General features: G+C 47.4%; 17 protein-coding genes and 1 other RNA gene. 6 read left to right on the forward strand and 12 right to left on the reverse strand.

What is annotated here, in order from left to right; translation table 11 throughout:
• Positions 1-127: 127 nt before the first annotated feature.
• From H141_RS0108670 to H141_RS20910, 5 genes are read right to left on the reverse strand one after another with little or no spacing between them, the layout of a single operon-like run.
• Positions 128-1,753, reverse strand: coding sequence for a diguanylate cyclase (locus H141_RS0108670; protein ID WP_019675863.1), 1,626 nt, complete (start codon positions 1,751-1,753; stop codon positions 128-130).
• Positions 1,754-1,774: 21 nt separating this feature from the next.
• Entirely contained in the window at positions 1,775-4,528 is a 2,754-nt protein-coding gene (locus H141_RS0108675; protein WP_019675864.1) for a PAS domain-containing protein, read from the reverse strand.
• Positions 4,513-7,005: a sensor histidine kinase gene (locus H141_RS0108680; protein ID WP_019675865.1), complete on the reverse strand. Its 2,493-nt coding sequence runs from the start codon at positions 7,003-7,005 to the stop codon at positions 4,513-4,515. The genes H141_RS0108675 and H141_RS0108680 overlap by 16 nt, the downstream gene beginning before the upstream one ends.
• A 24-nt stretch (positions 7,006-7,029) precedes the next feature.
• A complete protein-coding gene (locus H141_RS0108685) occupies positions 7,030-7,416 on the reverse strand; it encodes a response regulator (RefSeq protein WP_019675866.1) in 387 nt (128 codons plus the stop codon).
• A 4-nt stretch (positions 7,417-7,420) separates the two neighbouring features.
• Positions 7,421-10,336 carry a response regulator gene (locus H141_RS20910; protein ID WP_205620361.1) on the reverse strand — a complete coding sequence of 972 codons (2,916 nt, stop codon included), beginning with the start codon at positions 10,334-10,336 and terminating at the stop codon, positions 7,421-7,423.
• Positions 10,337-10,478: 142 nt separating this feature from the next.
• Here H141_RS20910 and H141_RS0108695 point away from each other — a divergent pair, with 142 nt between their 5' ends.
• Entirely contained in the window at positions 10,479-12,923 is a 2,445-nt protein-coding gene (locus H141_RS0108695; protein WP_157610815.1) for an EAL domain-containing protein, read from the forward strand.
• Between the two features lie 56 nt (positions 12,924-12,979).
• On the opposite strand, the gene H141_RS20915 is transcribed toward H141_RS0108695, so the two are convergent.
• From H141_RS20915 to hrcA, 5 genes are all read right to left on the reverse strand, one after another.
• Complete coding sequence (locus H141_RS20915; RefSeq protein ID WP_019675869.1) at positions 12,980-14,491, reverse strand: sensor histidine kinase; 1,512 nt, start codon at positions 14,489-14,491, stop codon at positions 12,980-12,982.
• The gene (locus H141_RS0108705) at positions 14,488-15,330 is read right to left on the reverse strand and encodes an alpha/beta fold hydrolase (RefSeq protein ID WP_240473109.1); all 843 of its coding nucleotides are present in this window, start codon (positions 15,328-15,330) and stop codon (positions 14,488-14,490) included. The genes H141_RS20915 and H141_RS0108705 overlap by 4 nt, the downstream gene beginning before the upstream one ends.
• A gap of 85 nt (positions 15,331-15,415) precedes the next feature.
• Positions 15,416-18,169, reverse strand: coding sequence for an FAD-binding and (Fe-S)-binding domain-containing protein (locus H141_RS0108710; RefSeq protein WP_019675871.1), 2,754 nt, complete (start codon positions 18,167-18,169; stop codon positions 15,416-15,418).
• 203 nt (positions 18,170-18,372) lie between these two features.
• A complete protein-coding gene (grpE, locus tag H141_RS0108715; RefSeq protein ID WP_019675872.1) occupies positions 18,373-18,966 on the reverse strand; it encodes a nucleotide exchange factor GrpE in 594 nt (197 codons plus the stop codon).
• A 29-nt stretch (positions 18,967-18,995) separates the two neighbouring features.
• Positions 18,996-20,024, reverse strand: a complete 1,029-nt coding sequence (hrcA, locus tag H141_RS0108720; RefSeq protein WP_019675873.1) for a heat-inducible transcriptional repressor HrcA — start codon at positions 20,022-20,024, stop codon at positions 18,996-18,998.
• Positions 20,025-20,170: 146 nt separating this feature from the next.
• Here hrcA and nadK point away from each other — a divergent pair, with 146 nt between their 5' ends.
• The 3 genes from nadK (at position 20,171) to H141_RS0108735 (ending at position 23,256) form a co-directional block, all read left to right on the forward strand.
• Positions 20,171-21,052 (forward strand): NAD(+) kinase, encoded by an 882-nt coding sequence (gene nadK / locus H141_RS0108725; RefSeq protein ID WP_019675874.1) that lies wholly within the window; start codon positions 20,171-20,173, stop codon positions 21,050-21,052.
• Positions 21,053-21,164: 112 nt separating this feature from the next.
• Positions 21,165-22,838 carry a DNA repair protein RecN gene (gene recN, locus H141_RS0108730; protein WP_019675875.1) on the forward strand — a complete coding sequence of 558 codons (1,674 nt, stop codon included), beginning with the start codon at positions 21,165-21,167 and terminating at the stop codon, positions 22,836-22,838.
• A gap of 64 nt (positions 22,839-22,902) precedes the next feature.
• Entirely contained in the window at positions 22,903-23,256 is a 354-nt protein-coding gene (locus tag H141_RS0108735) for an outer membrane protein assembly factor BamE (protein WP_240473110.1), read from the forward strand.
• A gap of 210 nt (positions 23,257-23,466) precedes the next feature.
• On the opposite strand, the gene H141_RS0108740 is transcribed toward H141_RS0108735, so the two are convergent.
• Together H141_RS0108740 and H141_RS0108745 are read right to left on the reverse strand one after the other, a co-directional pair.
• A complete protein-coding gene (locus tag H141_RS0108740) occupies positions 23,467-23,799 on the reverse strand; it encodes an RnfH family protein (protein WP_019675877.1) in 333 nt (110 codons plus the stop codon).
• Positions 23,792-24,235 carry a type II toxin-antitoxin system RatA family toxin gene (locus tag H141_RS0108745; protein ID WP_019675878.1) on the reverse strand — a complete coding sequence of 148 codons (444 nt, stop codon included), beginning with the start codon at positions 24,233-24,235 and terminating at the stop codon, positions 23,792-23,794. The genes H141_RS0108740 and H141_RS0108745 overlap by 8 nt, the downstream gene beginning before the upstream one ends.
• A gap of 127 nt (positions 24,236-24,362) precedes the next feature.
• On the opposite strand from H141_RS0108745, the gene smpB reads away from it, so the two are divergent.
• Complete coding sequence (gene smpB, locus H141_RS0108750; protein WP_019675879.1) at positions 24,363-24,845, forward strand: SsrA-binding protein SmpB; 483 nt, start codon at positions 24,363-24,365, stop codon at positions 24,843-24,845.
• A 172-nt stretch (positions 24,846-25,017) separates the two neighbouring features.
• Positions 25,018-25,378, forward strand: a transfer-messenger RNA (tmRNA) gene (ssrA, locus tag H141_RS21125).
• Positions 25,379-25,458: the final 80 nt, after the last annotated feature.

The raw sequence follows: 25,458 nt of genomic DNA on the forward strand, positions 1-25,458 counted from the left end.
CCACTTATATTCTGAACAATTAAAAATTGCGTTGAGCATTCAATGGGGATTAGCCCTGATCGATTCAAGGTTATTAGTTAAAAAATTTTAGAATTAAGCAGCGCTCAGGCTGAACTTGCAGACGGAACTAACAGACCTGATTGCGGCCCGCACGTTTGGCACGATACAGAGCTTCGTCTGCATTTTTTATTAGTTGCTCGGCATTTTCAAATGCCTGATCTGCGGTCGATGCTACTCCTGCAGAAAAAGTGCAGGTAAATGGCTGGCGGGCTGTATTAAAATGCAATATGACAAAGTTTTCCAAAATCTTCATGGTCAGCTGCTGCGCCTGCTTTGCATCACAATCGGGCAACACCAACATAAATTCCTCACCACCGTAGCGGCCGGCGCGGTCAGTTTTTCGGATCCGTTTTCTTAGTAAGGTTGCTAAGGCAGTAATAACCACATCACCGGTAGCATGACCATAGGTATCATTCACCAATTTAAACTTATCAATATCCAGCATTACTATGCTCAAGGGTTTACCGCTGCGCTCACTTCGCTCATATTCCAGCTCGGCAGCTTCTTTAATGGCACTGTGCTTAATTAAACCGGTTAAGCTGTCTTTCTCAATCAGATTTTTAATTTGTAAACTGCGGGCAAGCCTGACAGTCACCGCCTGCGCCAGTTGAAGATCATCAATCGGCTTAGTTACAAAATCGTCTGCACCATGCGCCAACGCCCGGTTTTGCACACTTTTATTTTGCTCAGATGACAAAAATACGATCGGCAGACGGCGTAACTGAGGATATTGCCTTATTACACCAGCTAACTCAGCACCATTATAATGCGGCATATACATATCCATCAGAATTAAATCAGGTTGAAAGTATATTAACTCGTCAACAATTTTCTGTGGTTGCGTATTAATCTGGGTTTCAATACCTATATTTTGTAATACCAGTTGATAATGCTCTGCCAGCATTAAATCATCATCAACTATATAAACTCTGCCTTTACTACCCGCTGCCTGCTCAAGCAGTTCTGAGATCCTGCTAATCATGTTTGACACATCAAGTGGCTGGACAAAAAAGTCGTCAGCATGCTGCTGCGCGGCCTTAATCCTTAGTGAAAAATCATCCTGCTCTGAAAAAACTAATAACGGGCATTGTCGCTGCTGTAGTAAATTCAGCAATAAACTTTGCTTAAACAAGTCAGCACCATCTGACTGCTTTACCTGACTAAATAGCAGTGCCGGGTTTTCAGTTTGGAGGCGTTTTATACACCCTTCAAAATTGGATATTTGTTGAACTTTATGGCCAAAAGCCTGCAACTGCGTGCTAAGTTCAGTTAATAACTGCGTGTTGTCGAGCATTAACCAAATGTCACGCTGCTCAGCTTTCAATTTTGCATCTGATGATGCAAAAGGTTCGGATGAGCCTAGCACTTGCGAAACAGTTTGTTTAAAAACAAAGAGTTGCTTATTCAATTCCGGTATTTTTAAAGCGCGAAGTTCAGGCGGTAATGCAAGAATGTCCACCACCAGTTGCTCAATCTTGCGAGCAAGATTGCCAAGTATGGCATAACCAAAAGTACCGCTGGCACCAGCAAGTTTATGAGCTTCTGCCTTTAATTGGCTCAATTCGTTACCGGTTTTTTGGTCTAGCGCCAAAGCAAGCATAGCGTCGGCCCTGTCTGGCAGGCTTCGTTCAAAACGTTGCCTTACCCGGCTAAAAGCCTCGCTAATATCAACCTGCGTTTTTGATGACGGCATTACATACTTCCTGACGTTCATTTAGCTTATAATATCTGCCTTTGCTGGCAGAACAAAATAAAAGGTCGAACCTTTTTCTTGCTTCGAACTAAAACCAATAGTACCGCCCATTTGCTGTACCAGCTCTTTACAAATAGCCAAACCCAGCCCGGTACCACCGCTCTGACGCAAATTTGAACCATCGGCCTGGGCAAAACGCTCAAAAATATGGGCATGAAACGCAACAGGAATACCTGACCCAGCATCAATTACTTCAAAAAGCACTTTATCTCGCTGTTGCTTTGCGGTAACCAGTACTTCGGCTTGTTTAGGTGAAAATTTAATCGCATTTGATAATAAATTAGTAAGCACCTGCTGCAACCTCAATGAATCCGCCTGTACCATTAACCCGGCGGCAAGCGGTTGCAAGGTGATATTAACCTGATGCTGCCCCGCAAAAGGTTGCAGATTATCAATTGCTTGCTTTAACTCTGCTTGTACTTGCAGTGACTGGATGTCAAATGGCATTTTGCCAACTGCAAGCTTTTCAACATCCAGCAAATCATTAATCAGTTGCGCCAAACGGTCACTGTTACTGCTGGCCACCTGCATTAATTTCTGCAACTTTTCAGGCACCTGACCTAATTTACCCGAATTCAGCAGAGCAAGCGCACCTTTAATGGCGGTTAACGGCGTTCTGAGCTCATGACTCACAGTTGAAATAAAAGCGTCTTTCATTTGCTGCAACTGCATCCGCTCGGTTACATCCTGCACCGAGCCAACCAGAATTTGATCAGGGTTGTCTGCAACCGGTAGTAATCTGGCCAGTTCATGCACCCAACGAATAGCACCGTCAGGGCGGATAATCCGGTGTACGACATCATGTAAACCCATTTCCAGTGCATGCTGTTCACTGGCCGTAACCAGATCTCTGTCATCAGGGTGTAAGGTGCTTTTAAATAAGGCAACACTGGGAGTAATATTTTCATCAAAACCAAAAATCTGGTAAATAACCGGTGACCACCACAGCTCACCAGTAACCAGCGACGCTTGCCAAAAACCAATTAATGCCGTTTCACTGGCCATTTCCAGCCGTTGCTGGCTAAGCTTATATTCTTTGTTAAGCCGTTCCAGCTCTAAATAGTGCTGTTTTGTGGTAGTAATATCTTCAAGATAACCGTGCCAGAGGGTACTGCCATCGGGCATAGCCTCTGGCGTAGCGCGGCCAGACAGCCAGATTAGCTGTTTGTTATCCAGAAAAACCCGGTACTGATGTTGCCAGAGTGACAAGTTTGCCGCTGATTGTTCGATACTGTTAGCCAGTTCAGCCAGATCGTCCGGATGAATTTTACTGAAAATAAATGTCGCATCGTCTTTTACCTGCTCAGGCAAAGCACCATAAATTTTCTGAAGATTATTACTGGCGTAGGGAAAACATGCCCGGCCATCCGGCCACTGCTGATACTGATACACTACGCCCGGTAACTGAGAGGTTAGCTTTAACAACTGTTGTTTTAATGTTTTTTCTTCAGTGATATCCAGAATAAAACCATCAAGAAAGTTCACTTCACCTTGCTCGTTATATTCTGCCCGGCCACGTTCTTCTACCCAACGTATAACGCCGCACTTATGAATAATCCTATACTGCAATAGCCAGCTTTGGTTATCATTAATGGCCTGACCCACAGCTAAATCTAACCGTTCGTGGTCATCAGGATGAATAACACTGGCATAGCTGCGAACTTCATTGTTAATAAAATCGCTGGCCGGATAACCGGAAAGCGGGTCGATGCTGCCACTCATATACAGCATAGTCCAGTCTTTATCAGCCTTGCAGCGATAGGTAATACCAGGAATGTTAGCAACCAGAGTTTGAAACTGATCACGGCTGGCTTTGAGCTCCAGCTCAGCTTGTTTTTGCTCGGTAATATCAGCATGGGTGCCGTACATCATCAATGGTTTGTTATCTTCGGTCCAGCTTACTACCCGGCCCCGATCATGCACCCAAACCCAATCGCCATTTTTGTGTTTCATCCGGCATTTACAGTCGTAAAATGCCAACTGGCCAGCAAAGTGCAATTCTAACAACCGGGCTGATTCAGCCAGATCATCCGGGTGGGCAAAAGATAACCAGGTATTGATATCTACCGGCAACAACTCGTTCAGGGTATAACCCAATATCTCTGCCCAACGCTCATTGAATATCGTGGCACCGGTTTGCACATTCCACTGCCAGGTACCAATCTGGGTCCCCTCCAGTACCGAGCGGTTCATCAGTTCACTGGCGGCAAGTTGCTGATGCGACTGTTCTTGCAACCGGTCAGTAATTTCCTGCTCTACTACTTTGGCAAAATTAGCCAGGATCTGGCGCTCGCCCTGGTTAAGCTGGCGGGGTTTTTGGTCAATAATACAAAGGGTGCCAATGCGATGGCCTTGATGAGCTAACGGCACTCCGGCATAAAAACGGATATTGGGCGCGCCGGTAACCAGGGGGTTATCAGCAAAACGCGGATCCTGGCTGGCATTTGGGATTTCAAAAATATCGTCACTTAAAATAGCATGGCCACAAAAGGAAATATCACGGCCTGTCTCGCAAGCATTCAATCCCTGGCGCGATTTAAACCACTGTCGGTCTTTATCTACCAGCGAAATTAAGACAATTTCAGTACCCAGACATTGCTGCACCAACGAGGTTAACCGATCAAACCTGGGTTCAGCGGCAGTATCCAGCAATTCAGTGCCAGCAAGCGCCAGCAAGCGGCTGTGTTCGTTTGATGGTATTATTGGTGGCTGCATTGGTTCTCCGGGGATCCCGTTGCGTTAGTCACAACATTAACAGGCTGTTGAACAGGCGAAACACAAAGGTTAAAGCTTAACCAGAAGGTTGCCCCCTGGCCAGGCTCAGAAACAAAACCGATATTACCTGCCATTTTCTCAGTGAGCTCTTTACTTATTGCCAGTCCCAGCCCGGTGCCGCCCTGCTGCCTGGTACTGGCCGCGTCATTCTGAGCAAATTTTTCAAATATCCGCTCTTTAAAATCATCAGCTATACCTTGACCCAAATCACTTACCTCAAGCCTGGCAAAAGCAGCGTCAGCATACATTTTAACCTTTACTATGGCATCAGCAGGCGAAAATTTAATGGCGTTCGATAATAAATTGGTCACTACCTGCACAAAGCGGCCAGCATCTATCCGGGCAAATAACGGCTCAGTGGCAAAATCAGTTTGCAAAGTCACTTTGTACTGAGCGGCGTAACTGGAAATTTCATCAATCGCCTGTATTACCAGCGGCTGTAATGGCTGCACCTCCAGTGACAACTGGAACTTGCCGGCAGTCAGTTTTTCTATATCAAGCAAATCATTGATTAAGCGGCCAAGTCGCTTACTGTTGTTCTCAGCTAATTGCAGCAGGCTAGCGACTTTTCCTGGTAGCTCACCCAGTCTGCCAGAGTTAGCCATCTTTAACGCGGCATATAAGGATGTTAATGGTGTACGTAACTCATGGCTTACGGTAGAGATAAATTCATTCTTCAGCTTTTCATTACGATGCCGCTCTGAAATATCTTTTGCTACCCCTAAATAGCCAGTGACAGTCCCAGACTCACTTAAAATAGGTGTTACCGTCAACGATACTGGCAAGCAACTGCCATCTTTCCGAACATATTGCCACTGCCGGGTGTCAGTACCCTGCTGCTCTGCCAGCACCACAAAAGCCCGGAAACCTGCAACAGGCTGCTTTAACTGTACTGTTAACTCTTGCGATCTTTGCATTACCTCATCAGCCACATGCAGGATGGCCGGTGATTGCTTATCCACTAATTCTGCAGCACTGTAACCAAGCAGCTTTTCTGCCCCGCGGCTGAAATAACTGATAATTCCATCCTTATTCGTAGCAATAATAGAGAAATCGGAAGCAGCAGCCAGAATGGCTTCAAGCTGACTGTTTGCCTGCTGCAATTGTTTAGTTTGCTCATTAACTTTTCTGACCAGCTCAGTTTCATTCGCTTTGCCAATGGTAAAAGCGGCAGCTAGCTCCCGGCTCATAGCCTGCAAGTTCTGTCCCAGGGTATGGTATTCTTCGACTTTACTGGTCGGAATATCCGTATCAGCTCCGGCAGCAATACTGGACTTTAATCTTTCGCTGGCGAGCGCCAACCTGTGCAGTGGCAAACTGATAACCCTGCTCAGCCAGTTTGCAACTAAGGTGACCAGCAATAAAAAGGCCACTAACAGGGTTAGATGACGGGCACTATCCTGTTCAAGTTTACTCATCACCTCCCGGGCGCTGAATTCAATAACAATAGCACCAACACCTTCTAAGGTGACAGGGTGCTGCACAAGTACAAAGCGGCTCTGGCCCCAACGCTGCAAAAGTGGCGACACCCCCTCCGGCTGCCAGTGCGAAAAACCTGGCTCAGGCATCGAATTTACAACGTTATTCAGGCTTGTGATTAACCCTGAGCTATTTAGCACCCTGCCATTGTTATCGAGTACCAGTACACTGATACTCTCTTCAGGTAAAGCCTGTTCCAGCAATCCAGTAACCTCAGTGGTTGTAAGCTGTTGCAGGGATGCGTGCTTCTGCAATTGTTTGTGTAACGTATCGGCCAGCCATTGCAGCCTTTGCTCAACATTAAAAGTGTATTCAGCCTGCAGCTTTCGGGCATCCATTAATAAAGGAGTGCAACCGACAAATAAGGTTAAGGCAATCAGAATATGGAATAACAGCTGGCGCAAACTAATTAACGGCAAAACCAAAAAGCGGTCAGCCCAATGCTGCGACTGCAATACCAATATCAGCAGGCTGGCAAGTAAGGTGTTAAACACCCCATTGGTCATCTGTTTCAAGGCGATAAGCACCGCGGTTTGCCATTTAACATCCAGGCCGTATGCGTAAAACAGGCTGACGGCTGGTAAGCCGGCGCATAACCAGAACAACAGATCCAGCTTTACCAGATTAAGACCGTTCTCCGGCCGCCAACGCCAACTTAACCAGATAATTTCAGCGGTAAAAACTAACCAGGCATAAGGATGGCCCCAGATAAACAGCGTAACCGCAGCAGCCGCACAACCAACTACAATTGCGGCAGTGCGTCCCAACACCAATAACGCCAGTACGGCGATGGCTGAACCAAAAATAAACTCAACACTGAAAAACAGCGGTAGCCTGGTATAATTCAAACCAACTGCGGCAAGCACAAATAACAGTAACAAACACAAATATCTGGGGCTGGGCGCAGTAATTATGCCTTGCTTAGCCGTATTGGTCATAACACCTGCCCTCTGACCTGCAATCTAGGATGTAATGTGTTGTTGATAAAGCTCGCTGAGGGTGTCGCCCAGTTCCATTGGCTCAAACGGCTTTTCGATAATACCAATTGCGCCGACATCTAAATACCGTTGTTTCTCCGATTGCTGTATTTTTGCTGTCATAAACACCACTGGCGTATTTTTCAGCGAAGGCAACTGGAGCAACGCAGCCATCGTTTGCAGGCCATCCATCTGTGGCATCATTACATCCAATAAAATTAGCTGTGGGGCAAACGCCTCCGCCTGAGCTAAGGCACTTTGACCACTGTCACAGCTTAATAAGGTAAAGCCAGCAACATCAGTCAGGGCTATTTCTGCCACGGCCCTAATAGACTCATCATCTTCTACGTGCATTACCCGTTGTAAAGTCATTGGTTTACCTCGATAGTTCAGTTAAGGTTCTTTTAAGATATTTAGCTAATAATTCAGTATTTATCCGGCTTTTACTAAATACTGCCTGCACTTTTAGTTTATTTTCAACACTTACGTCCTGTGCTGAAAAAATGACCACGGGAATATTGCCCTGTGTTTCAGAAATACTAGTGAGCAAACTGATGCCATTACCATCAGGTAAACCTAAATCCAGCAAAATCAAATCAAAATGCTCTTTGCCTAATGTTGCTCTGGCTTGTGATAACGTTGCGACTGCAAAGTATTCACATTGATTCTCCAGTTGCAAACGCATAATGGCGACAATATCGCTGTCATCTTCGACATGCAAAATTCGATGATTGCGCTCCTGCCGGGGCAGCTGGCTTAATAACTGCCCCAGTTTTAAACTGAGAATTTCCGGGCTTACCGGCTTCTCTATCCAGTCTATGGCATTAGCTAAAGCAGCCAGTTGCAGTTTGCCACGTTCAATATGTGCTGAAATAACTAACACTGGCAAATTTTCGGTCGCAGGATTATCCCGTAACCGCAAAAAAAAGTCGGCGCCATTTTCGTTTTGTAATTTTAAATCCAATGTAATGGCGGCATATTTTCGTTCAGCCATTTTCTGCCAAGCTGCCTGGCTATCGGCAACCCAGTCTGCCTGGTATTGTTCAGCTCTTAAAAACTCGCAGAGCAAATGCGCCGTATCTGGGTCGTCTTCAATAACCAGAATGGCATCAGGGCTATTTACCGGCAAGGCTGCCCGGTAAAGCGGTAATTCCAGCCAAAACGTTGCGCCCTCACCCGGACATGAACTGACTCCAATCTCACCTCCGGATTGCAGCACTATTTCTCTACTTATAGCCAAACCTAAGCCAGTACCGGATTTTACCTGTTCAGTATTCTGATCTAATTGCGAAAAGCGCTGAAACAGGCGTTGCTGATCAACCTCCGAAATGCCCGGCCCCTGGTCTTGTACTGAAATTCGCACACGTTCATCAGTAATTTCAGCGGCCAGTGAAACTTCTGCATTAGCCGGTGAAAACTTAATGGCATTGGACAATAGGTTGGTTAACACTTGTTGAATTCGCGCTGCGTCTACCAATAAATGCACTGGCGGACAACTCACTACGTTTAGCGTTATAGCATGCTGCGTAGCAACAGGCTGATTGTGCTCAATCGCGTCTTGCAACAGTTTTGGTAAAAAAACCGGTGCTGCTTCAAAACGAAGCTTACCAGCCGTTAGCTTATCTATATCCAGCAAATCATTAATTAATATATTTAAACGCTGGCTATTTTTATGAGCAATAGTTAACAGTTTTTCTGCCTTCGGGCTTAATTCACCACCAATACCACCTAACACTAAGCCAAGCGAACCGCCAATAGACGTTAGTGGCGTTCTAAGTTCATGACTAACGGTTGATACAAAATCATCTTTGAGTTTTTCGATACGTTTAATGTCACTGATATCCTTGATAATCGTCCAGATAAACTTTTCATCCTGCGCGTCGCTAAACAGGACACCGTTCAGTTCAATATCTATCAGCTCGCCATTCTTGTGGCGATATTGCTTTATGTAAGGGCCGTAACGCCCGGTTTCTGTCAGTGCTTTGAGTTGTTGCTGCTCAGCCTCGGCATAACGTTCCGGGGTTAAATCCCAGTAACTAAGCTGCTTTAACTCCTCTGGTGTATAGCCCACCAGCTGCTCCATGGCAGGGTTCGCTTCAATATAAGCACCATCACTAAAACGGTTTAGTAAAATTGGAAGCGGCGAGAGCTGATACAGCGCTGATAGTTTTTGCTCTGACTGTCGTAATAGGGCTTGCTGATCAGCCACCTCATGCTGTGCCTGACGTCGCAGGTGAGACACCAACACCAGCCCCAGCGCAAGCAGCAATAACGTTGCAGCTAACCAGATCAGCCAGATGAGATTGTCCGCTTTTTGCTGGGTATAAATTTGTGCGGTAACATCCTGCCAACTTATGCTAAGTAGTTGTGCTTCGGGTTGGTTTTCACCCCAAACCGGTATCGGCAGCAGTGAGACCAGATAGTCTCTGTCATCGTAGCTAAGCTGTAGTTGCCGTGCTTCAGTAAGCTGTTGCGGCAGGGCGTTACTGTCGAGCCAATAACGTAATGGCGAAAATGATGCCGGCGTGCTCCAATATTCACTCTGATACCAATTTTGCTGCAGCTCGGGGTTAAGTACATCAGTAATATCTGGCACCACTAACAGTGCCATCGAAATAATAGCTGAGCTGTTATCACTGCCGGTATCAGTTAAACCGGCCTGAACCTGTAAAAAGGCTTTTTGTAAGTCTACGCCAAACTCAACAGCACCCTGTACCTTACCCTGCTGATCAGTTACCGGCACTACAGCACGTTGCCCCAGACCATGCCGTCCCAATTCTATCCCGACCGTGCTTTCACCACTGTTAAGGCTTTGCATAACCAAAGGCCGAACATCGGCTAACCGATCACTGTGCCGCTCTGGCCGGTGAGCACGTAAAAAAGTGTAAGCATCAGGTGCAAGATGCAAGTGCAATTGGCTTGCACCATAAGGAAGTAAGGTTTGCCAGTAGTGGTTTAACAGTGGTAACGCCTGGGCACGTAACAGACCAAGTTCAGTTTCCTGGTCATTTATTCGATAGCTCGCAGCTGCAGAGAGCAGTAATTGTTTAATTTGCTGATCCGCTGCAACCAGCTGCGCAGATAACATAACTTGCTGTCGGGCATCATAATTTAATTGTGCTAACTGGTTTAATTGCAACTGATGTAAATGGCTTAGCCGGGCAGTAAAACTTTGCTGGCGCTGCTGCATGGCATACCAGGCCGAAGCCAGCATAATCAGCAATACGGCGGCAGTGATCAACAGATAAAGGTTAGTGTCAGAAAAATAACGCTGCTTTATTTTGTTAATCATCGCTTTAACCACTCCTTTCATATCATTTCAGCATTAACCAGCTGACACTGAATTGCAAGCGTAACGATGAGCTGTAATTAAAAAAGGAAAATAGTCGACTTTTATGTAAATTATTTTGCTAAAGTTAATAAACATATTAAATATGACTATTAAAACCAGCATGGCTAACTCACTCAGCGGCAACAAATGGCGCACTATGCAACTGCAGTACCGTAGAAATTTATTACATAAAGCAGCTGAGCTACAAAAAAGCTGGTTGTTGTTTAACGAAAATGCCAACCAGGATGCATTACAGCAATTGCAGCGACTAAGCCATCAACTGGCTGGCTCGGGCGCCATATATGGTTTTCCTGAAGTCTCGCAGCAGGCATTACAGCTAAATAAGTTGCTGTATAGCGATTATGTCAGCGATAACGCCACGCTAAGCTTTATCCACAACGCCGTGTTAGCACTTGTCGATGAACTTATAAATGACAGCACTATAACTCCGGTGACACCAAGCCTTGGCGGTAGCTTTAGCCTTGCTGGCTCTGGCAAAATCAAGGTGATATTCGTTGATGACGATACCGATTTATTACAGCATCATGCTCAGGCTTTAACTGACGCTGGTTATGCGGTAATTGCGCTACAGGATGTTAAACAATTAGCCGAGACCGTTCGGCAGGAGCAACCGCTGGCGGTAATTTGTGATATGGAATTTCCCGAAGGCGAAACTGCCGGGGCCGATTATATACAACAGGTTAGACAAGAGCAGGGAGCCTCCTTTCCGGTGTTGTTTATTTCAGCTTACGATAATTTTAGTAACCGGTTGGCGGCAGTCCGGGCAGGCAGCAGCCACTATTTAGCCAAACCGGTCAGTGCAGAAAAATTATGCCAAATGTTAGCTACTTTGTTACAAAAACCAGAGCAAGACCCTTACCGTGTCATGCTGATTGATGACGATAACGATGTACTACGTTTTTACCGCCAGATACTAAAACTTGCTGGCTACCAGGTCTATTGTTGTCAGCAGCCCAAACAAGCTTTGCAACTGATCTTGCGACATTTACCCGAGCTGGTGCTGATTGATCTGCATATGCCAGAGTGTCATGGGCTGGAGCTGGGGCAAATTATCCGTCAGCACAGTGAACTCATCGACACCCCGCTGGTGTTTATGTCCGCAGATGAAAGCGTTGATGAAAAACTGGCGGCAGTGCGCCTGGCCGGTGATGAGTTTATTCATAAACCGATAGCACCGTGGCGCTTGCTGATGGTGGTAGAGGCCAGAGTGAAGCGTAGCCGCTTGCTGCGCCAGCAAAAGCGCCAGCTAATGCGCCAGCCGGAACTGATTCAACAGTTAGATACCTTAACAGCACTACCGACGCTACGGCAGCTGCAGCGGGACATTACCGTTTTACAACAGCAGCAGCTACCATTTTATTTGTTAAAACTAGATATAAATAAATTTCACCTGGTAAATGATGTATATGGCCACAGCACGGGCGATTTACTACTGCAAACTGCAGCGTGGCGCCTGGCGCAACAACTGGAAACGGAAGATAAGTTGTACCGGCAAAACGGTGATGAATTCTGGCTGCTGTTGCCTACCGACGATACCGCAAGTGTGAATAAACTGGCTGAAAAACTCTTGTTTCAACTGTCGCAATACACTGACGATTTACTCAAAGACATTAACCTGACGGCCAGTATTGGTATCTGCCGGCCGGAAAATCATAGTGAACAGGCCGACACATTGCTGCAGCAAGCTAATATGGCGTTACATGAAGCTAAGAAAAATAGCGGTTATCAAATTCGACATTACAACAGTAGTATGCAATCTGAGATCAGCCGGCGCTATCAGATACAGCAAGGTCTGAAACCAGCACTGCAGCAACAGGCCTTTTATCCGCTGTACCAACCCATTGTTGATAACAGCGCTCAACTTTGTAGTGTCGAACTTTTGGCCCGTTGGCAACACCCTGAGCTGGGCTTTATCAGCCCGGAGGTTTTTATTTCAATGCTGGAAGAAGAAGGCCTGATAACCTTTTTAACGATGCAAATGTTGCAACAGGGTATCTGCCAGCTGGCTCACTGGCGTAAAACCAAGCCTAATCTGCGTTTAAGCATTAATTTTAGCGCAGCTGATATTGCTAACCCTGATCTGGTTCCGCATTTAACGGCCTTGCTGGCTAAACATGCTTTGCCGGCAACAGCACTTATCATAGAAATTACAGAAAGTATTCTGATAGAGCAAAGTGATGTTGTAATGAGTCAGCTGTCCAGCCTGAAGCAGTTAGGTGCCAGTATCGCGTTAGATGATTTTGGCACAGGTTTTTCTTCATTAAGCTACCTGGACCGCTACCCGGTAGATATTCTGAAAATTGACCGTAGCTTTATCAATAAGTTAGACGATACAAAAGCACGGCGCCTGACTTTAGCCATTATTCACCTGGCGCAAGAGCTAAACCTTAAAATAACCGCCGAAGGCGTTGAGCATCCTCAACAGTTAATTTTACTGCAACAAGAGAACTGCCATTACTTTCAGGGTTACTATTTCAGTAAACCCGTGCTACCGGCAGAGATTAATAATCTGGTGTTGTCACTTTAAAAATGATCTTTTATTCAGATTCAAAGCTGCGTACCTTGGGTAATATCTGGTCCGGCTCAATTATAAGATGGCAACAAACCACTATCCTCTGCCGGTGCCAGCGCAGTGGTAAACCAGAAAACTGCGCCACCCACTGCACTTTGCTGATAACCAATCTCACCGCCCATTAACTCTGTAAGCTGTTTGCAAATAGACAAACCCAAGCCCGTACCTTCGTACTGCCTGCCTGTTGCGTCATCTTGCTGGCGGAACTGACTAAACAGCAAAGGAATAAAATCTTCAGATATTCCGGGCCCCTGATCGGTAATAGTGACTTTAACAAAGCCAGCTATTATTTCAGCGTCTACCTTTATGACGCTGTTGGCGGCTGAAAACTTTTTGGCATTTGAGAGTAAATTAGACATTATTTGTAAAAAACGGCCGGCGTCCGTCTGGATCTTGATATCTGACAAAGGTTGCCTGATTTCTATCCGTATTTGTTTTGCTGGCAGGTAATGCAGCAGTTCATCACTTGCCTGATGCAACAGGCTGGTTAAAAATTCCGTTTGTAAATTTACAGACAGCTGACCGGCAGAAAGTTTTGAGAAATCTAAAATATCCACAATCAGCTGCTTTAATCTGTCGGCATTTTTTACGGTGAGATCTATTAGATTCTGACTTTGCGCTGTCAAAACAGACTTCTTATCAACACTCAGCAGTTTAAGCGCACCAAGAATAGAGGTAAGTGGCGTTCTGAGTTCATGGCTGACATTGGCAATAAAAGTATCCTGCAAGGCCTGATACTGCTTGCGCTGCTGAATATCAGTGATAATAACGATAAACCTGAATGCTTGTAATGTGGTAAATGACTCCAATTGTCTTAACTGTACCTGCACATCAATTTTCCGACCGTCGGTTAACTGCAACCTAGTTTCAAAATCGTGCAATACCATTGGCTGCACGGCAGTAACACCTGGTTCAGACGGCGAACAAAAAGCGTTGAACAAATTTTCTGGTAAGCAAAGCCAGTCTCCGATACGACTTTTAATCAATGTATCCGTTGCTGTTTTGAAAATGAGTCCGGCACCACTATTCGCAAACCTGATACTGCCATCAGCGGCAAGTGCCAGGATGCCTACATCCTTGACGCCATCCATTACCGTTTGCAGGATTTGTCTGCCAGACTCAGCCTCTGTTGCAAACTCTTGTATTTGCTGCCTGTTTTTTAATAATTGCTGCTCGAATTCAGCCCGGTGCTGTGCCGGCAACATAACCCAGCGAAAGCAGGCTATTTCGCCAAAAAAACCTTGTTGGGCATTTAGCAGCATCGGAATTTGAGTTGATGCTGCGCCGTTAACTTGCAGATATATCTCTCTTATCACGCTCTCTTTACGTAGCATTGGCAAAATGTGCGTTTGCAAAAAAATCTGGCCCGCCCGGGGGAGTATGCGTTCCAGCCTGTCAGGCAGTGCCTGCTCGGTTAAAGCAAACGCTGTTTGTGCCCACTGATTAATAAACAGAATAGTGCCGCCGGTATCAGTCACTATTACCGCGCAGGGTAACGCATTCAGTTCACCCAGATTGTTCAACAGTTGAGTTCCTGCTGCAAAAAGCGCTGCATAGCCTCAATCACCAGCGCCGGATGACTCATATGCGCAGCGTGCCCTGCGACATCGAGAGTAACCAATTGACTATCTTTTATTTGCTGGTGGACAAATTGGCCAACTTCGATTGATGCCAGGGCGTCTTCTTTGTGCTGCAATATCAATGTCGGTACTGCAAGTTTTGCAAAATCGGCTCTGTTGTCGGCAAAAAAAGTAGCATGGGCAAATTGTCTGGTAATAACAGGATCGGTAGAACAAAAACTGTCTGATAACTGGCCGGCAATCTGCGGATCGGCGCCCGCACCTGCGACAACAGGAGCAAGGTAATTAGCCCAGCCGAGGTAATTTTGATCCATCAGCTCTATCAAGCCTGCTAAATCTGCCTGTTCAAACCCGCCCTGGTAATCCGGCGGAACATTCAGAAAACAAGGTGAGGGGCCAAGTAAAATCATTGACTTAAAAAGCCCTGGCCTGCGATTAGCAGCAAGAATGCCAATACTGCAACTTACTGAATGACCAACAAAAATAATATCAGCAGATAATCCTAACGCATCACAAATTTCAAGTATATCTTCAGCATAACCGTTAAGGCTGGCATAACGCGAAAAGCTGTACTGGCTGATATCTGACTGGCCACTACCGACAAAATCAAACAGAATTTGTTGGCTGCAATGTTCAAAAGCGGGGGTAACAGCAGCCCACATTGCCTGGCTGCAGCCAAAACCGTGAGCATACATAATAATTGGAGCATTTTTTGAACCCGTGACTTTTACATTGTTTCTTTTCAGGACATTCATCATGCTCTCCGGCAGGGATTCTGGCATCAGTAACCGTTAAAAAAACAGCCCTGCATCTATTTACCTGTAGATTAGCTGAATATAACTGCTGCAATAAGTGAGCGCCAGCAATCTAAGCACTTTGTTGATCCAGCAGATACACCAGATGCTGATACTCAATCCCGCTATGCCGCGATAAGCCAATCTCACAAGTGCGGCTGCTCGACACCCCTCGTGAGCACTTACTTACCTGCGCCGCTAAGTTTGATAGCGCAGACGCATTCAACTCTGGCAACACAAAGCCTTTATCGCCGGCAAAGCCACAACAACTGATCCCTTCGGGTATCACCACCTGCCCGGTACAGGCAGCGGTTAATTGCTGCAGTTTTGCGCTCTGGCCCAACTGGCTGGCGCTACAGCTAATATGCAACGCCACCGGCTCTGGCTGCGGGGTAATGGTTAGTTTTGGTAACACATGCTGATACAGAAAGTCGATACTGTCGATTATCTTCAATCTTGAATCCAGTTTACCCTGCAGGGTTAAACTGCAAGGGCTGCTATCAGAATAAATCGGGATCTGACCCCAATTACTTGTTGCCAGCAACCACTGGTTTAGTTCAGTTTGTTTCTGTTCAGCCGCGGCAAACTGACCTTTTGACTGAAACGGCATGCCACAGCACTGGCTGGCCAAACCCTCAGCAACAATCAGCTGATAACCTGCTTTGGCCAGTAAGTCAGTACTTACCTGCATTAAGCTGCGACTGTCCCGGCTATTGGCTTGCGGCGCCATTACCCGGCTGCTGCAACTGGCCAGATAGATCACTGGCGTAAGGGTGCTGTTTGCGGGCGTTGTGCTATCAGTGGCTGTTAGTTTTTTACGATTAACCGAAGGCATCGCCCGGTGCCAGCCGGGTATCACCTTTTTGAGAAGCTGCCCTGCCCTCAGGCCAAAACGCGCTATGGCGCTAACACCGGCAAAATGGCGTGCCATCAAAGCCGCCATACCCTGCCAGCGCCGGTTCTGTTCAGCCCGCAGCGCCCGGGTTAACTCGCCGGTATTAATGCCGACCGGACAAGCTGTACTGCACATACCACAGGCAGCACAGGTATCATTGCCGGCATACTGATAGGCTTTGCGCAGTGCCTTCAGCCGCTTTACATCTTCGCCGGTTGCCTGCAGGCGGGAAATTTCGCGCTGGGTTACAATGCGCTGCCGTGGCGTCAGCGTCAGTTTTCGCGATGGGCAAACAGGTTCACAAAAGCCACATTCTATGCATTTGTCTACCAGCGGGTTCGTCGCTGGTAACGGTTTTAAATTTTGCAGATGCAACTGCGGGTTATGGCTTAGCACCACATCGGGATTAAGGATATGCTGTGGGTCCAGCAGATTTTTAAGCTTCCACATCAGCTGATAAGCATCCTTTCCCCACTCCAGCTCAACAAAGGGCGCCATATTCCGGCCAGTGCCATGCTCGGCTTTTAGCGAGCCGCCAAATTCTGCCGCCACCAGCTGCGTCACTTCTTGCATAAAGTTGTCGTAACGCTTAACTTCTGCCGGGGTGTCAAAGCCCTGGGTGAAAACAAAGTGCAGGTTACCTTCCAGCGCGTGGCCAAAAATAATGGCTTCGTCATAGCTGTATTTAGCAAACAATTGCTGCAGCCGGGCCACACCTGCAGCCAGTTGCGCCAGCGGAAAAGTGACATCTTCAATAATTACTGTAGTACCAGTGTCGCGCACTGCACCGACTGCCGGGAAGGTACCCTTGCGTATCGCCCAAAGCTGGTTATATACCGCAGGGTCAGTACTGAAATCAACCTGCCGCTCCAGCTCAAAGCCCTGCACCACCGCCCGTAACTGCGCTAATTGCTGCTGTAAGGTCTGGCTGGATATTGCGGTGCTTTCAATCAGTAAAGCACAGGCATTAGCGGATACTTGTTTCACCCAATCCGGCATGCCGGCTTTGTGCTCAACGGAGCGCAAGCTGCGCCGGTCCAATAGCTCGACCGCCGCTACCGGCAACGGTTTTAATAAGGTTACTGCCTGACAGCATTGCTCTACAGATGGAAACACCAGCAGGCTACTGGCCCGGTGCGGGTAATCCGGCACAGTGTTATAAGTGATGGCACTGATAAAACCGAGGCAGCCCTCAGAGCCGACCATAAGGTGAGTCAGAATATCAATCGGATCGGTAAATTCGGTTAATGCATTCAGTGAAAAACCGGTGGTATTTTTTAAGCGGTATTTATGGCGGATTTTAGCGCACAACGCCTCGTCAGCGCGGGTTTGCCCGGCTAATGACGACAACTCAGCCAGCAACTCTGGGTGGCTGTGTTTAAATGCCTCAACACTGGCGCTATCTTCGGTGTCCAGCACGGTGCCATCAAATAAAACAAGGCGCATCGCCGCCAGGGTATTAAAACTGTTATGGGCAGTACCGCAGCACATACCACTGGCATTATTGGCAACAATGCCGCCAATTTTACAGCTATTAATGGACGCCGGGTCTGGGCCGATTTTACGCTGAAACTTAGTCAGCATGCTGTTGGCCGCGGCGCCAATTACCCCGGGTTGCAACCGGATTTGCTCACCGAGGCCGCGCACCTCGCGCTGCTGCCAGTTCTCGCCCAGCACCAGCAGCACCGAATCTGTTACCGCCTGACCGGATAAACTGGTACCCGCCGCCCGAAAGGTAACAGCCACTTTATGCTGATTTGCCAGCTTCAGCAGTGTCACCACTTCTGCCTCAGATTCAACCCGCAGCACTAATTTGGGCAGTAACCGATAAAAGCTGGCATCGGTGCCATACGCCAGGGTAGCGATAGGATCGTCAAAATAGCGCGACGCGGGGATCAGCTGTTTTACAGCCTGAATAAACTGCGGTGGCATGCAAACCTCTGGCGAAAAACACTTAACGTAGACTAACCGATAATAAGGTAACAGCAGAGTAGTTATCGAAATTTTATTTATGCAAAGCAAGTCTGTTTTTTGCTTGCGATATGATTGGGTTTCACCAGAGCGACTTATCTGACAGCCATTACTGTAGTTAATAAAAAACCGGCAAAAGCCGGTTTTTTATTATTAAAATCAATCTATTCCGGTGCCTTTGACACCCCAACCATAGCCGGGCGCAATAAACGGCCATTTAATTCATAACCTTTTTGCATTACAAAAGTCACGGTATTAGGTGCGACATCTGCAGATGGTTGAATGGTCATCGCCTGATGTAAATCCGGGTTAAATGGCTGACCTTGCGGGTCAATTTGCTGTACACCGTATTTAGCAACGGTGTCCAGGAAGCTCTTCATGGTCAGCTCTACGCCTTCTACAATACCGGTAAAAGCTTCATCTTCGCGATTAATAAACGCCAGCGCCCGCTCCAGATTATCCACTACCGGTAATAAGTCACCGGCAAATTTTTCCAGGGCAAATTTATGGGCCTTTTCCACGTCCTGGCTGGCACGACGACGGGCGTTTTCAGCATCAGCTTTAATTCGCAGCATTAAATCCTGCTGGTCAGCCAGCTTAGCTTGCGCCTGCGCCAGTTCAGTTTCCAGTTTAGAAATGATCGCTTGCTCACCAGACAATTCAACGGTATCAGCCTGATCGTTGGCCGTACTTTCCGGCGCGGTGGTGTCCTGCTTAATCTCTTCAGCCTGCTCGTTCGGCTTTGTTTGCTCGGTCATGCTAACTACTCCAAATGAAAGTAGGTGTATTATGGGGATGGATTCTGTCGATTCAAGTTTAAATTTAAGTGATGGGCGCACGCTTCCACTAATGGTACCAATTTGGCGTAGTTCATCCGTCTGGGTCCTAACAAAGCAATAAAGCGGTGTGGCTTAGTTTGGTAGCGCTGGCTGATCACACTAACCGCTGCCAGTTCAACAAAGCCAGACTCTTTACCCAGAATGAGTTTTGGGTGCTCATCGGTAGTAATTTTCTGCAATAAATTTATTAAGCCGGCTGGCTGCTCCAACATCTGAAAAACCTGCTGCAACGCCGGATTATGCTGGTATTCCGGGCTTAATACTAATTGATGCTGGCCAAAAATAAGCGGTTGATGCTGCAAAAACTCATCCAGACTCAGTTGCCCCAGCACGTTATTGATCAATAGTTGGCTACAACCACTTTCATTTTTTGCGATGCCAGCAAGACGGGCAATACCGTCCTGCCACTGACCATTGGCCAACGCCGCATTAAGCAAACACAGCACTTTACCCAGAGTGGCACTGTCGATACTCTGGGCGCAGTCGAGTACCCGGTGTAAAATATCGCCATCCTCGTCAATTACAACCAGCAGCAAGCGGTCACTGGCCAGCCGAACTAAATCAATTTGTCTTACCTCACGGCCACTGGCTTTGGGTGCACTGATAATGGCCACACAGCCTGTCAGGTTAGTCAGCAACTGGCCGGCTTGCTGGCACAATAACGATACTGGCAGGGTGGGCACCAGCCGCCGTTGAATTTCTGCCTGCCAGCGGCCACTAAGTGGTTGCATAGTAAGCATTTTATCGATAAACAAGCGGATACCACTGGTGGTGGGTACCCGGCCGGCAGAAGTATGAGGTGAACGGATAAAGCCCTGTTGCTCCAGTTGCACCATGGTATTGCGGACGGTGGCGGAACTGACATCCAACGCCTGATTTTCAGCAATCAGCTTGCTGGATACCGGCAAGCCATCAGCCAGATATTGCTCAACGATCAGCTTTAAGATTAACTCTGCCCTGCTTAGCGCCACCGCCATACTACAAAATACCTTATTCAGTGTTGGCTATTGATCTGGGGGCTAAAATAGCAATATCAAGTTGATATATCGCTAAAAGAAGCCGGAAGCTGGTCGCCGGCCGATGTGGCCGCTATACTGGCAAAATGCCAGCCAGGAACCTCCTTATGAGCCATACTTTTACTAAAATCGGCCTGATTGGAAAACCCAATCATCAGGGTGCTAACCACACTCTGGTCAGCCTGTATCATTTCCTTTGTGCCAAAGGCCTTGAGGTCTTCGTTGAGGAACGGGTGGCGCAGTCTTTAGCATTGGCCGACGCGAAAATCCTTGATTTAGTGGATCTGGGTAAAACCTGCGATTTAGCGATAGTGGTAGGTGGCGACGGCAATATGCTTGGTGCGGCAAGAGTGCTGGCGCGGTTTGATGTGGCGGTGCTAGGGGTCAATCGTGGCAATTTAGGCTTTTTAACGGATTTAGCGCCTGAATTCTTCGAACAGCCACTGTCTGATGTGCTGGACGGTAACTTTGTCACTGAAAAAAGAAATTTACTGGAAATATCAGTCCACCGCCATGGCAGCATTAAAAGCAGTAACAGCGCAGTTAACGAAGCTGTACTGCACGCTGATAAAGTGGCACATATGATTGAATTCGAAGCATATATTAACAACGAGTTTGTCTACAGTCAGCGCTCAGATGGCTTAATCGTCAGCACACCAACCGGCTCTACTGCCTATTCGTTATCTGGTGGTGGGCCAATCCTTACCCCTGATTTAGATGCGATGTGTCTGGTACCGATGTTTCCGCACACCTTAAGCAGCAGGCCATTAGTGGTATCGGGTAACAGTGAAATATGTTTAAAAGTAGCCGACAGCAACGATGCCCATCTGCAAATCAGCTGCGACAGCCACGTTATTCTGGCGGTAATGCCCGGCGATGAAATTTATATCCGCAAACACCCCACACCATTACGTTTAGTGCACCCCCCCGGCTACAGCTACTACCACGTGCTGCGCAATAAACTCGGCTGGGGCACTAAACTTTATTAGAAACTGTCACCTGTTTAAAAATCAGGCTTGCATAATCAACAATTACTGTATAAATTTACACTGTAACTAAACACAGTATAAAACAGTAATTATTCCTGACGGGAGTCACAGCATGCTAAGCCACCTTCATATCAGCAATTTTGCTATCGTGCGGGCACTGGAAATAGACTGGCAAGCCGGTATGTCAACCATTACCGGCGAAACCGGTGCCGGTAAATCTATTGCTATTGATGCGCTGTCACTGTGTTTAGGCGAGCGGGCTGACGCCACTGTTGTGCGCCCCGGGGCCGATAAAGCCGATATTGTCGCCACCTTTGATATTGCACAATTACCCCAGGCGCAGCACTGGCTGGAACAGCAGGACCTGGCGATGGGCAGCGAATGTATCGTCCGGCGGGTCATTAATAACGAAGGCCGCTCGCGTGGCTATATTAACGGCGTGCAGGTACCAGCTCAGCAACTTAAAGCTCTTGGCCAGTACTTACTGAGCATTCATGGTCAGCATGCGCACCAGCAACTACTAAAACCCGATTATCAGCGCCAGCTGCTGGATGCCTTTGCCGATAATGCGCCACTGCGCAGTAAATTAAAACAATGCTTTCAGCAGTGGCAATCTCTGAAACAGGAGTATCAGCAGCTGCAGCAAAGCCAGCAGCAACGTGATGCCCAGCGCCAATTGCTGGAATATCAGGTGGCAGAGCTGGACCAATTTGCGCCGGTAAGCGATGAGTTTTCCCAGCTGGAAGCGGAGCAAAGCCGGCTTTCTCATGGCCAGACTCTGTTAAGCCAAAGCCAGCAATGTATTGAGCAACTGTACGACAGCGACGAGGGCTCGATTTATCAGGCGCTTTCTGTCGTTAACCAGCAATTGGAGCAATTGTGTCAGCTTGATAACAGTTTAAACCCGCTACAGCAAATGCTCGCTGATGCGCTGATGCAAACCGAAGAGGCCAGCCGCGAGCTACGCCGCTATGCCGACAAAGTTGAACTGGACCCTGAGCGGCTGCAAGAAGTTGATGAGCGAATGGGCCAGTGGCTTAATTTAAGCCGCAAACATCAGGTTACCTTTGAGCAGCTGCCTGAATTTCACCAACAGCTGGCAGGACAACTGGCAGAACTGACCGGCGATGACCAGCGTTTAGTGCAACTGGAAGCCGAGCTTACCGAAGCAGAGCAGCGCTACCAGCAACTGGCTGGCGAGCTTAATCAGCAACGGCAGCAGGCCGCTGGCAAGTTAAGCACGCTGATTGCCAACAGTATGCATGAACTCAGTATGGCGAATTCGCGTTTTGAAATTAACGTTCAGGCGCTGAGTTTAGAGCAAGCCAGCAGCCATGGCTGGGACCAAATAAGCTTTACCGTTTCTACCAACCCGGGCCAGCCACTACAACCTCTGGCAAAAGTGGCCTCGGGTGGTGAGTTATCGCGGATTAGTTTGGCAGTGCAGGTGATCCTGGCAGATAAAATTACTACCCCTACCCTGATTTTCGATGAGGTTGATGTCGGGATCAGCGGCCCGGTGGCGGCCGGTGTCGGCAAGCTGTTACGCCAGCTTGGCGAAACCACCCAGATTATCTGTGTAACCCATTTACCGCAGGTTGCCAGCCAGGGCCATCAACAACTGTTTGTGGAAAAATATACTGATGGCCAGGCAACAGAAACCCGGATGCGCCTGCTAAGTGATGAGCAACGGATCGGCGAAATAGCCCGCTTACTGGCAGGAGAGAATATCAGTGCCAGTGCGCTGGCCAATGCCCGCGAACTTTTGTGTGCCCCGGCAGTCTGAAAGAAGATTTTTCAGCAAGGCTGTCATAGGGTATGATAACCGCAACCGGACTTAACAGACGAAAATGATGAAAACAGTAGTACAAATTTTAGTAGTAATTGGCCTGCTGGCCAGCTTAAGCGCCTGCTCTAACGTGATATACCGGATTGATGTGCCACAGGGTAATTTCCTTGAGCAAAAAGACATCAACAAACTGCGGGTGGCAATGACCAAAGAGCAGGTTAAATTTGTACTGGGCAGCCCGGTAGCAGAAAACGCTTTTGACAACGACACCTGGCATTACTTCTATTCGTTAAAAGGTGGCCGCGGTAATAACTTTCAGAAACAACTTATTGTTGAATTTAAAGATAATAAATTGCAGGACATTTCTGGCGACTTTGAGAAGTCTGAAGATTTTAATACCCCGCTGGATATCTGATAAATCGCCATAACAATCTTTACGTAAGAATCGGTTTACCCTAAAACGACCGTTGAAGCCCTGGACGGGCGGATAAATGCGTCGGGAACGCATTTAAACAGCTCTGCTGGCCCGCAAGGGTGAACTTCATGGATGAAGTTTATAAACGAGGCCCCATGGATGGGTTTACGACGTGTCGTTGTGGGTGAACTGGTTCGTTCGCCACTCCTATTAATGTTCCTGCTTTCTACCACCGGTAACTTTATCTGCCCGCCCTTCTTCTTTGGCTTTCTCGGCCCGGCGACGGCGTAAGTCTTTTGGATCCGCAATCAACGGCCGGTAAATTTCAATTCTGTCGCCATCTTTTACCAGCTCGTCCGGTTTTACCGGCCGGCTCCAGACCCCAACTTTCTGCTGGTTTAAGTCAATGTCGGGATATTGCTGCAAAATACCCGACTGTTCAATAACCTGCAGCACAGTGCTGCCGGGCAGCACCGATAACGTCAATAAACTTTGTTGCGCAGGCAACGCATAAGCCACTTCTACCGTGAGTTGCTCAGCCATTATTCACCCCATATACCACTTTGGCTCTTTGGGTAAACGCATTGACCATAGCGGCAGTTAGCTCTGAGAATACTTTACCAAAGGCAAACTGTACCAGGCGACTGGAGAACTCAAACTCCAAACGCAGCACCACTTTACAAGAGTGTTCGTTCAGGGGCACAAAATGCCAGCCCCCCTGCAAGCGCTTAAAAGGCCCGTCTACTAATTGCATATTAATCCGTTCATTCGGGTGCAAAATATTGCGGGTAGTAAAAGATTGACCAATCCCCGCCTTGGAAACCTGTAACTTTGCCACCATCTCATTCTCAGACTGGCTTAATATATCTGCAGAGGTACAGCCAGGCAGAAATTGTGGGTAATCTGGTACGGCATTCACCAGGTCAAACATTTGTTGCGCACTGTAAAAAACCAAGGCACTGCGCTCAATTTGTGGCATACTCACTCCCCTTAAAACTCGCTGCTGATTGTAACAGAATAACGCGGGGCAACAAGGCCGGCATAGTACGGCCCCATCGGGATCCAGAGCAGCGTACCCGGTCAGCGCGTTAGCAAAATAGCGAATTATGAGCAAAAAAAAACCAACTAAAAATACCAACGGTACTATTGCAACCAATAAAAAAGCCCGTCACGAATATTTTCTGGAAGACAGATACGAGGCCGGCATCAGTTTGCAGGGCTGGGAAGTTAAGAGTATCCGCGAGGGCAAGGTTAACCTGTCTGACGCCTATGTTATTCTCAAAGACGGTGAAGCTTTTCTGTTTGGTGCGCAAATACAAGCGCTAAAAAGCGCCTCCAGCCATGTTATCTGCGATCCGGATCGCAGCCGTAAACTGCTATTAAATAAACGCGAACTAAATAAGCTTATAGGTTTGAAAGAGCGTGATGGCTATACCCTGATTGCCACCGCTATGTACTGGAAAGCCTGTTGGGTAAAAGTAGAGTTTCACTTAGCCAAGGGTAAAAAGCAGCATGACAAACGCGATGATATTAAAGACAGAGACTGGTCGCGTGAAAAAGAGCGGATGATGAAACACAGCAAACGCTAATTTTTTTGGCTGGCCTTGAAACTATCAGGGTGTGTCACCATCTAATGGGTGTGACAGTTAGAAAGTAAGACCGGCGATTGAATGCTCTGCAACATTTTGTTCCTTGTTATAAGCAGATAGCAGGCGTACAATAGCCAAACACTGAGAGTGTTAGTGTTAAACCAAAGAATTCGGGGCTGATACTGGATTCGACGGGATTCACGAACTCCTAGGTGCATGCCGAGGTGCGGTAGGCCTCGTAAAAAAACCGCAAAAAACTAGTCGCAAACGACGAAAACTACGCACTCGCTGCTTAATAGGCAGTAGAGAGCTCTTCCCCTCACGCATGCCTATAAGCTGAGACTCTGGAAGATCACCCCTAATAGGATCGCGTCGCGTCTTCGCCTGGAGACAAAACGTTAAAACCAATCAGGCTCGCCCGACGATAGCCTGCCATTCGGCGCTCATAGGGTTAACTAAATGAATGTGCTAAGCATGTAGTACCGAAGATGTAGGTTTTTCGGACGGGGGTTCAACTCCCCCCAGCTCCACCACACAACAGACTAAGCAAGTCTATAACAGGCTACGAACCCAGCGTAACTGCTGGGTTTTTTATTGCCTGCCATTCTATCGT

Origin of the sequence: Arsukibacterium perlucidum DSM 18276, from assembly GCF_000382165.1 — a bacterium.
GTDB lineage: Bacteria > Pseudomonadota > Gammaproteobacteria > Enterobacterales > Alteromonadaceae > Alishewanella > Alishewanella perlucidum.

Bases quoted from the DNA above. Each gene is read 5' to 3' on its own strand.
- H141_RS0108670 (WP_019675863.1), bottom strand. From the start codon at position 1,753: ATGCCGTCATCAAAAACGCAGGTTGATATTAGCGAGGCTTTTAGCCGG.
- H141_RS0108675 (WP_019675864.1), bottom strand. From the start codon at position 4,528: ATGCAGCCACCAATAATACCATCAAACGAACACAGCCGCTTGCTGGCG.
- H141_RS0108680 (WP_019675865.1), bottom strand. From the start codon at position 7,005: ATGACCAATACGGCTAAGCAAGGCATAATTACTGCGCCCAGCCCCAGA.
- H141_RS0108685 (WP_019675866.1), bottom strand. From the start codon at position 7,416: ATGACTTTACAACGGGTAATGCACGTAGAAGATGATGAGTCTATTAGG.
- H141_RS20910 (WP_205620361.1), bottom strand. From the start codon at position 10,336: ATGATTAACAAAATAAAGCAGCGTTATTTTTCTGACACTAACCTTTAT.
- H141_RS0108695 (WP_157610815.1), top strand. From the start codon at position 10,479: ATGACTATTAAAACCAGCATGGCTAACTCACTCAGCGGCAACAAATGG.
- H141_RS0108705 (WP_240473109.1), bottom strand. From the start codon at position 15,330: ATGCCAGAATCCCTGCCGGAGAGCATGATGAATGTCCTGAAAAGAAAC.
- H141_RS0108710 (WP_019675871.1), bottom strand. From the start codon at position 18,169: ATGCCACCGCAGTTTATTCAGGCTGTAAAACAGCTGATCCCCGCGTCG.
- grpE (WP_019675872.1), bottom strand. From the start codon at position 18,966: ATGACCGAGCAAACAAAGCCGAACGAGCAGGCTGAAGAGATTAAGCAG.
- hrcA (WP_019675873.1), bottom strand. From the start codon at position 20,024: ATGGCGGTGGCGCTAAGCAGGGCAGAGTTAATCTTAAAGCTGATCGTT.
- nadK (WP_019675874.1), top strand. From the start codon at position 20,171: ATGAGCCATACTTTTACTAAAATCGGCCTGATTGGAAAACCCAATCAT.
- recN (WP_019675875.1), top strand. From the start codon at position 21,165: ATGCTAAGCCACCTTCATATCAGCAATTTTGCTATCGTGCGGGCACTG.
- H141_RS0108735 (WP_240473110.1), top strand. From the start codon at position 22,903: ATGATGAAAACAGTAGTACAAATTTTAGTAGTAATTGGCCTGCTGGCC.
- H141_RS0108740 (WP_019675877.1), bottom strand. From the start codon at position 23,799: ATGGCTGAGCAACTCACGGTAGAAGTGGCTTATGCGTTGCCTGCGCAA.
- H141_RS0108745 (WP_019675878.1), bottom strand. From the start codon at position 24,235: ATGCCACAAATTGAGCGCAGTGCCTTGGTTTTTTACAGTGCGCAACAA.
- smpB (WP_019675879.1), top strand. From the start codon at position 24,363: ATGAGCAAAAAAAAACCAACTAAAAATACCAACGGTACTATTGCAACC.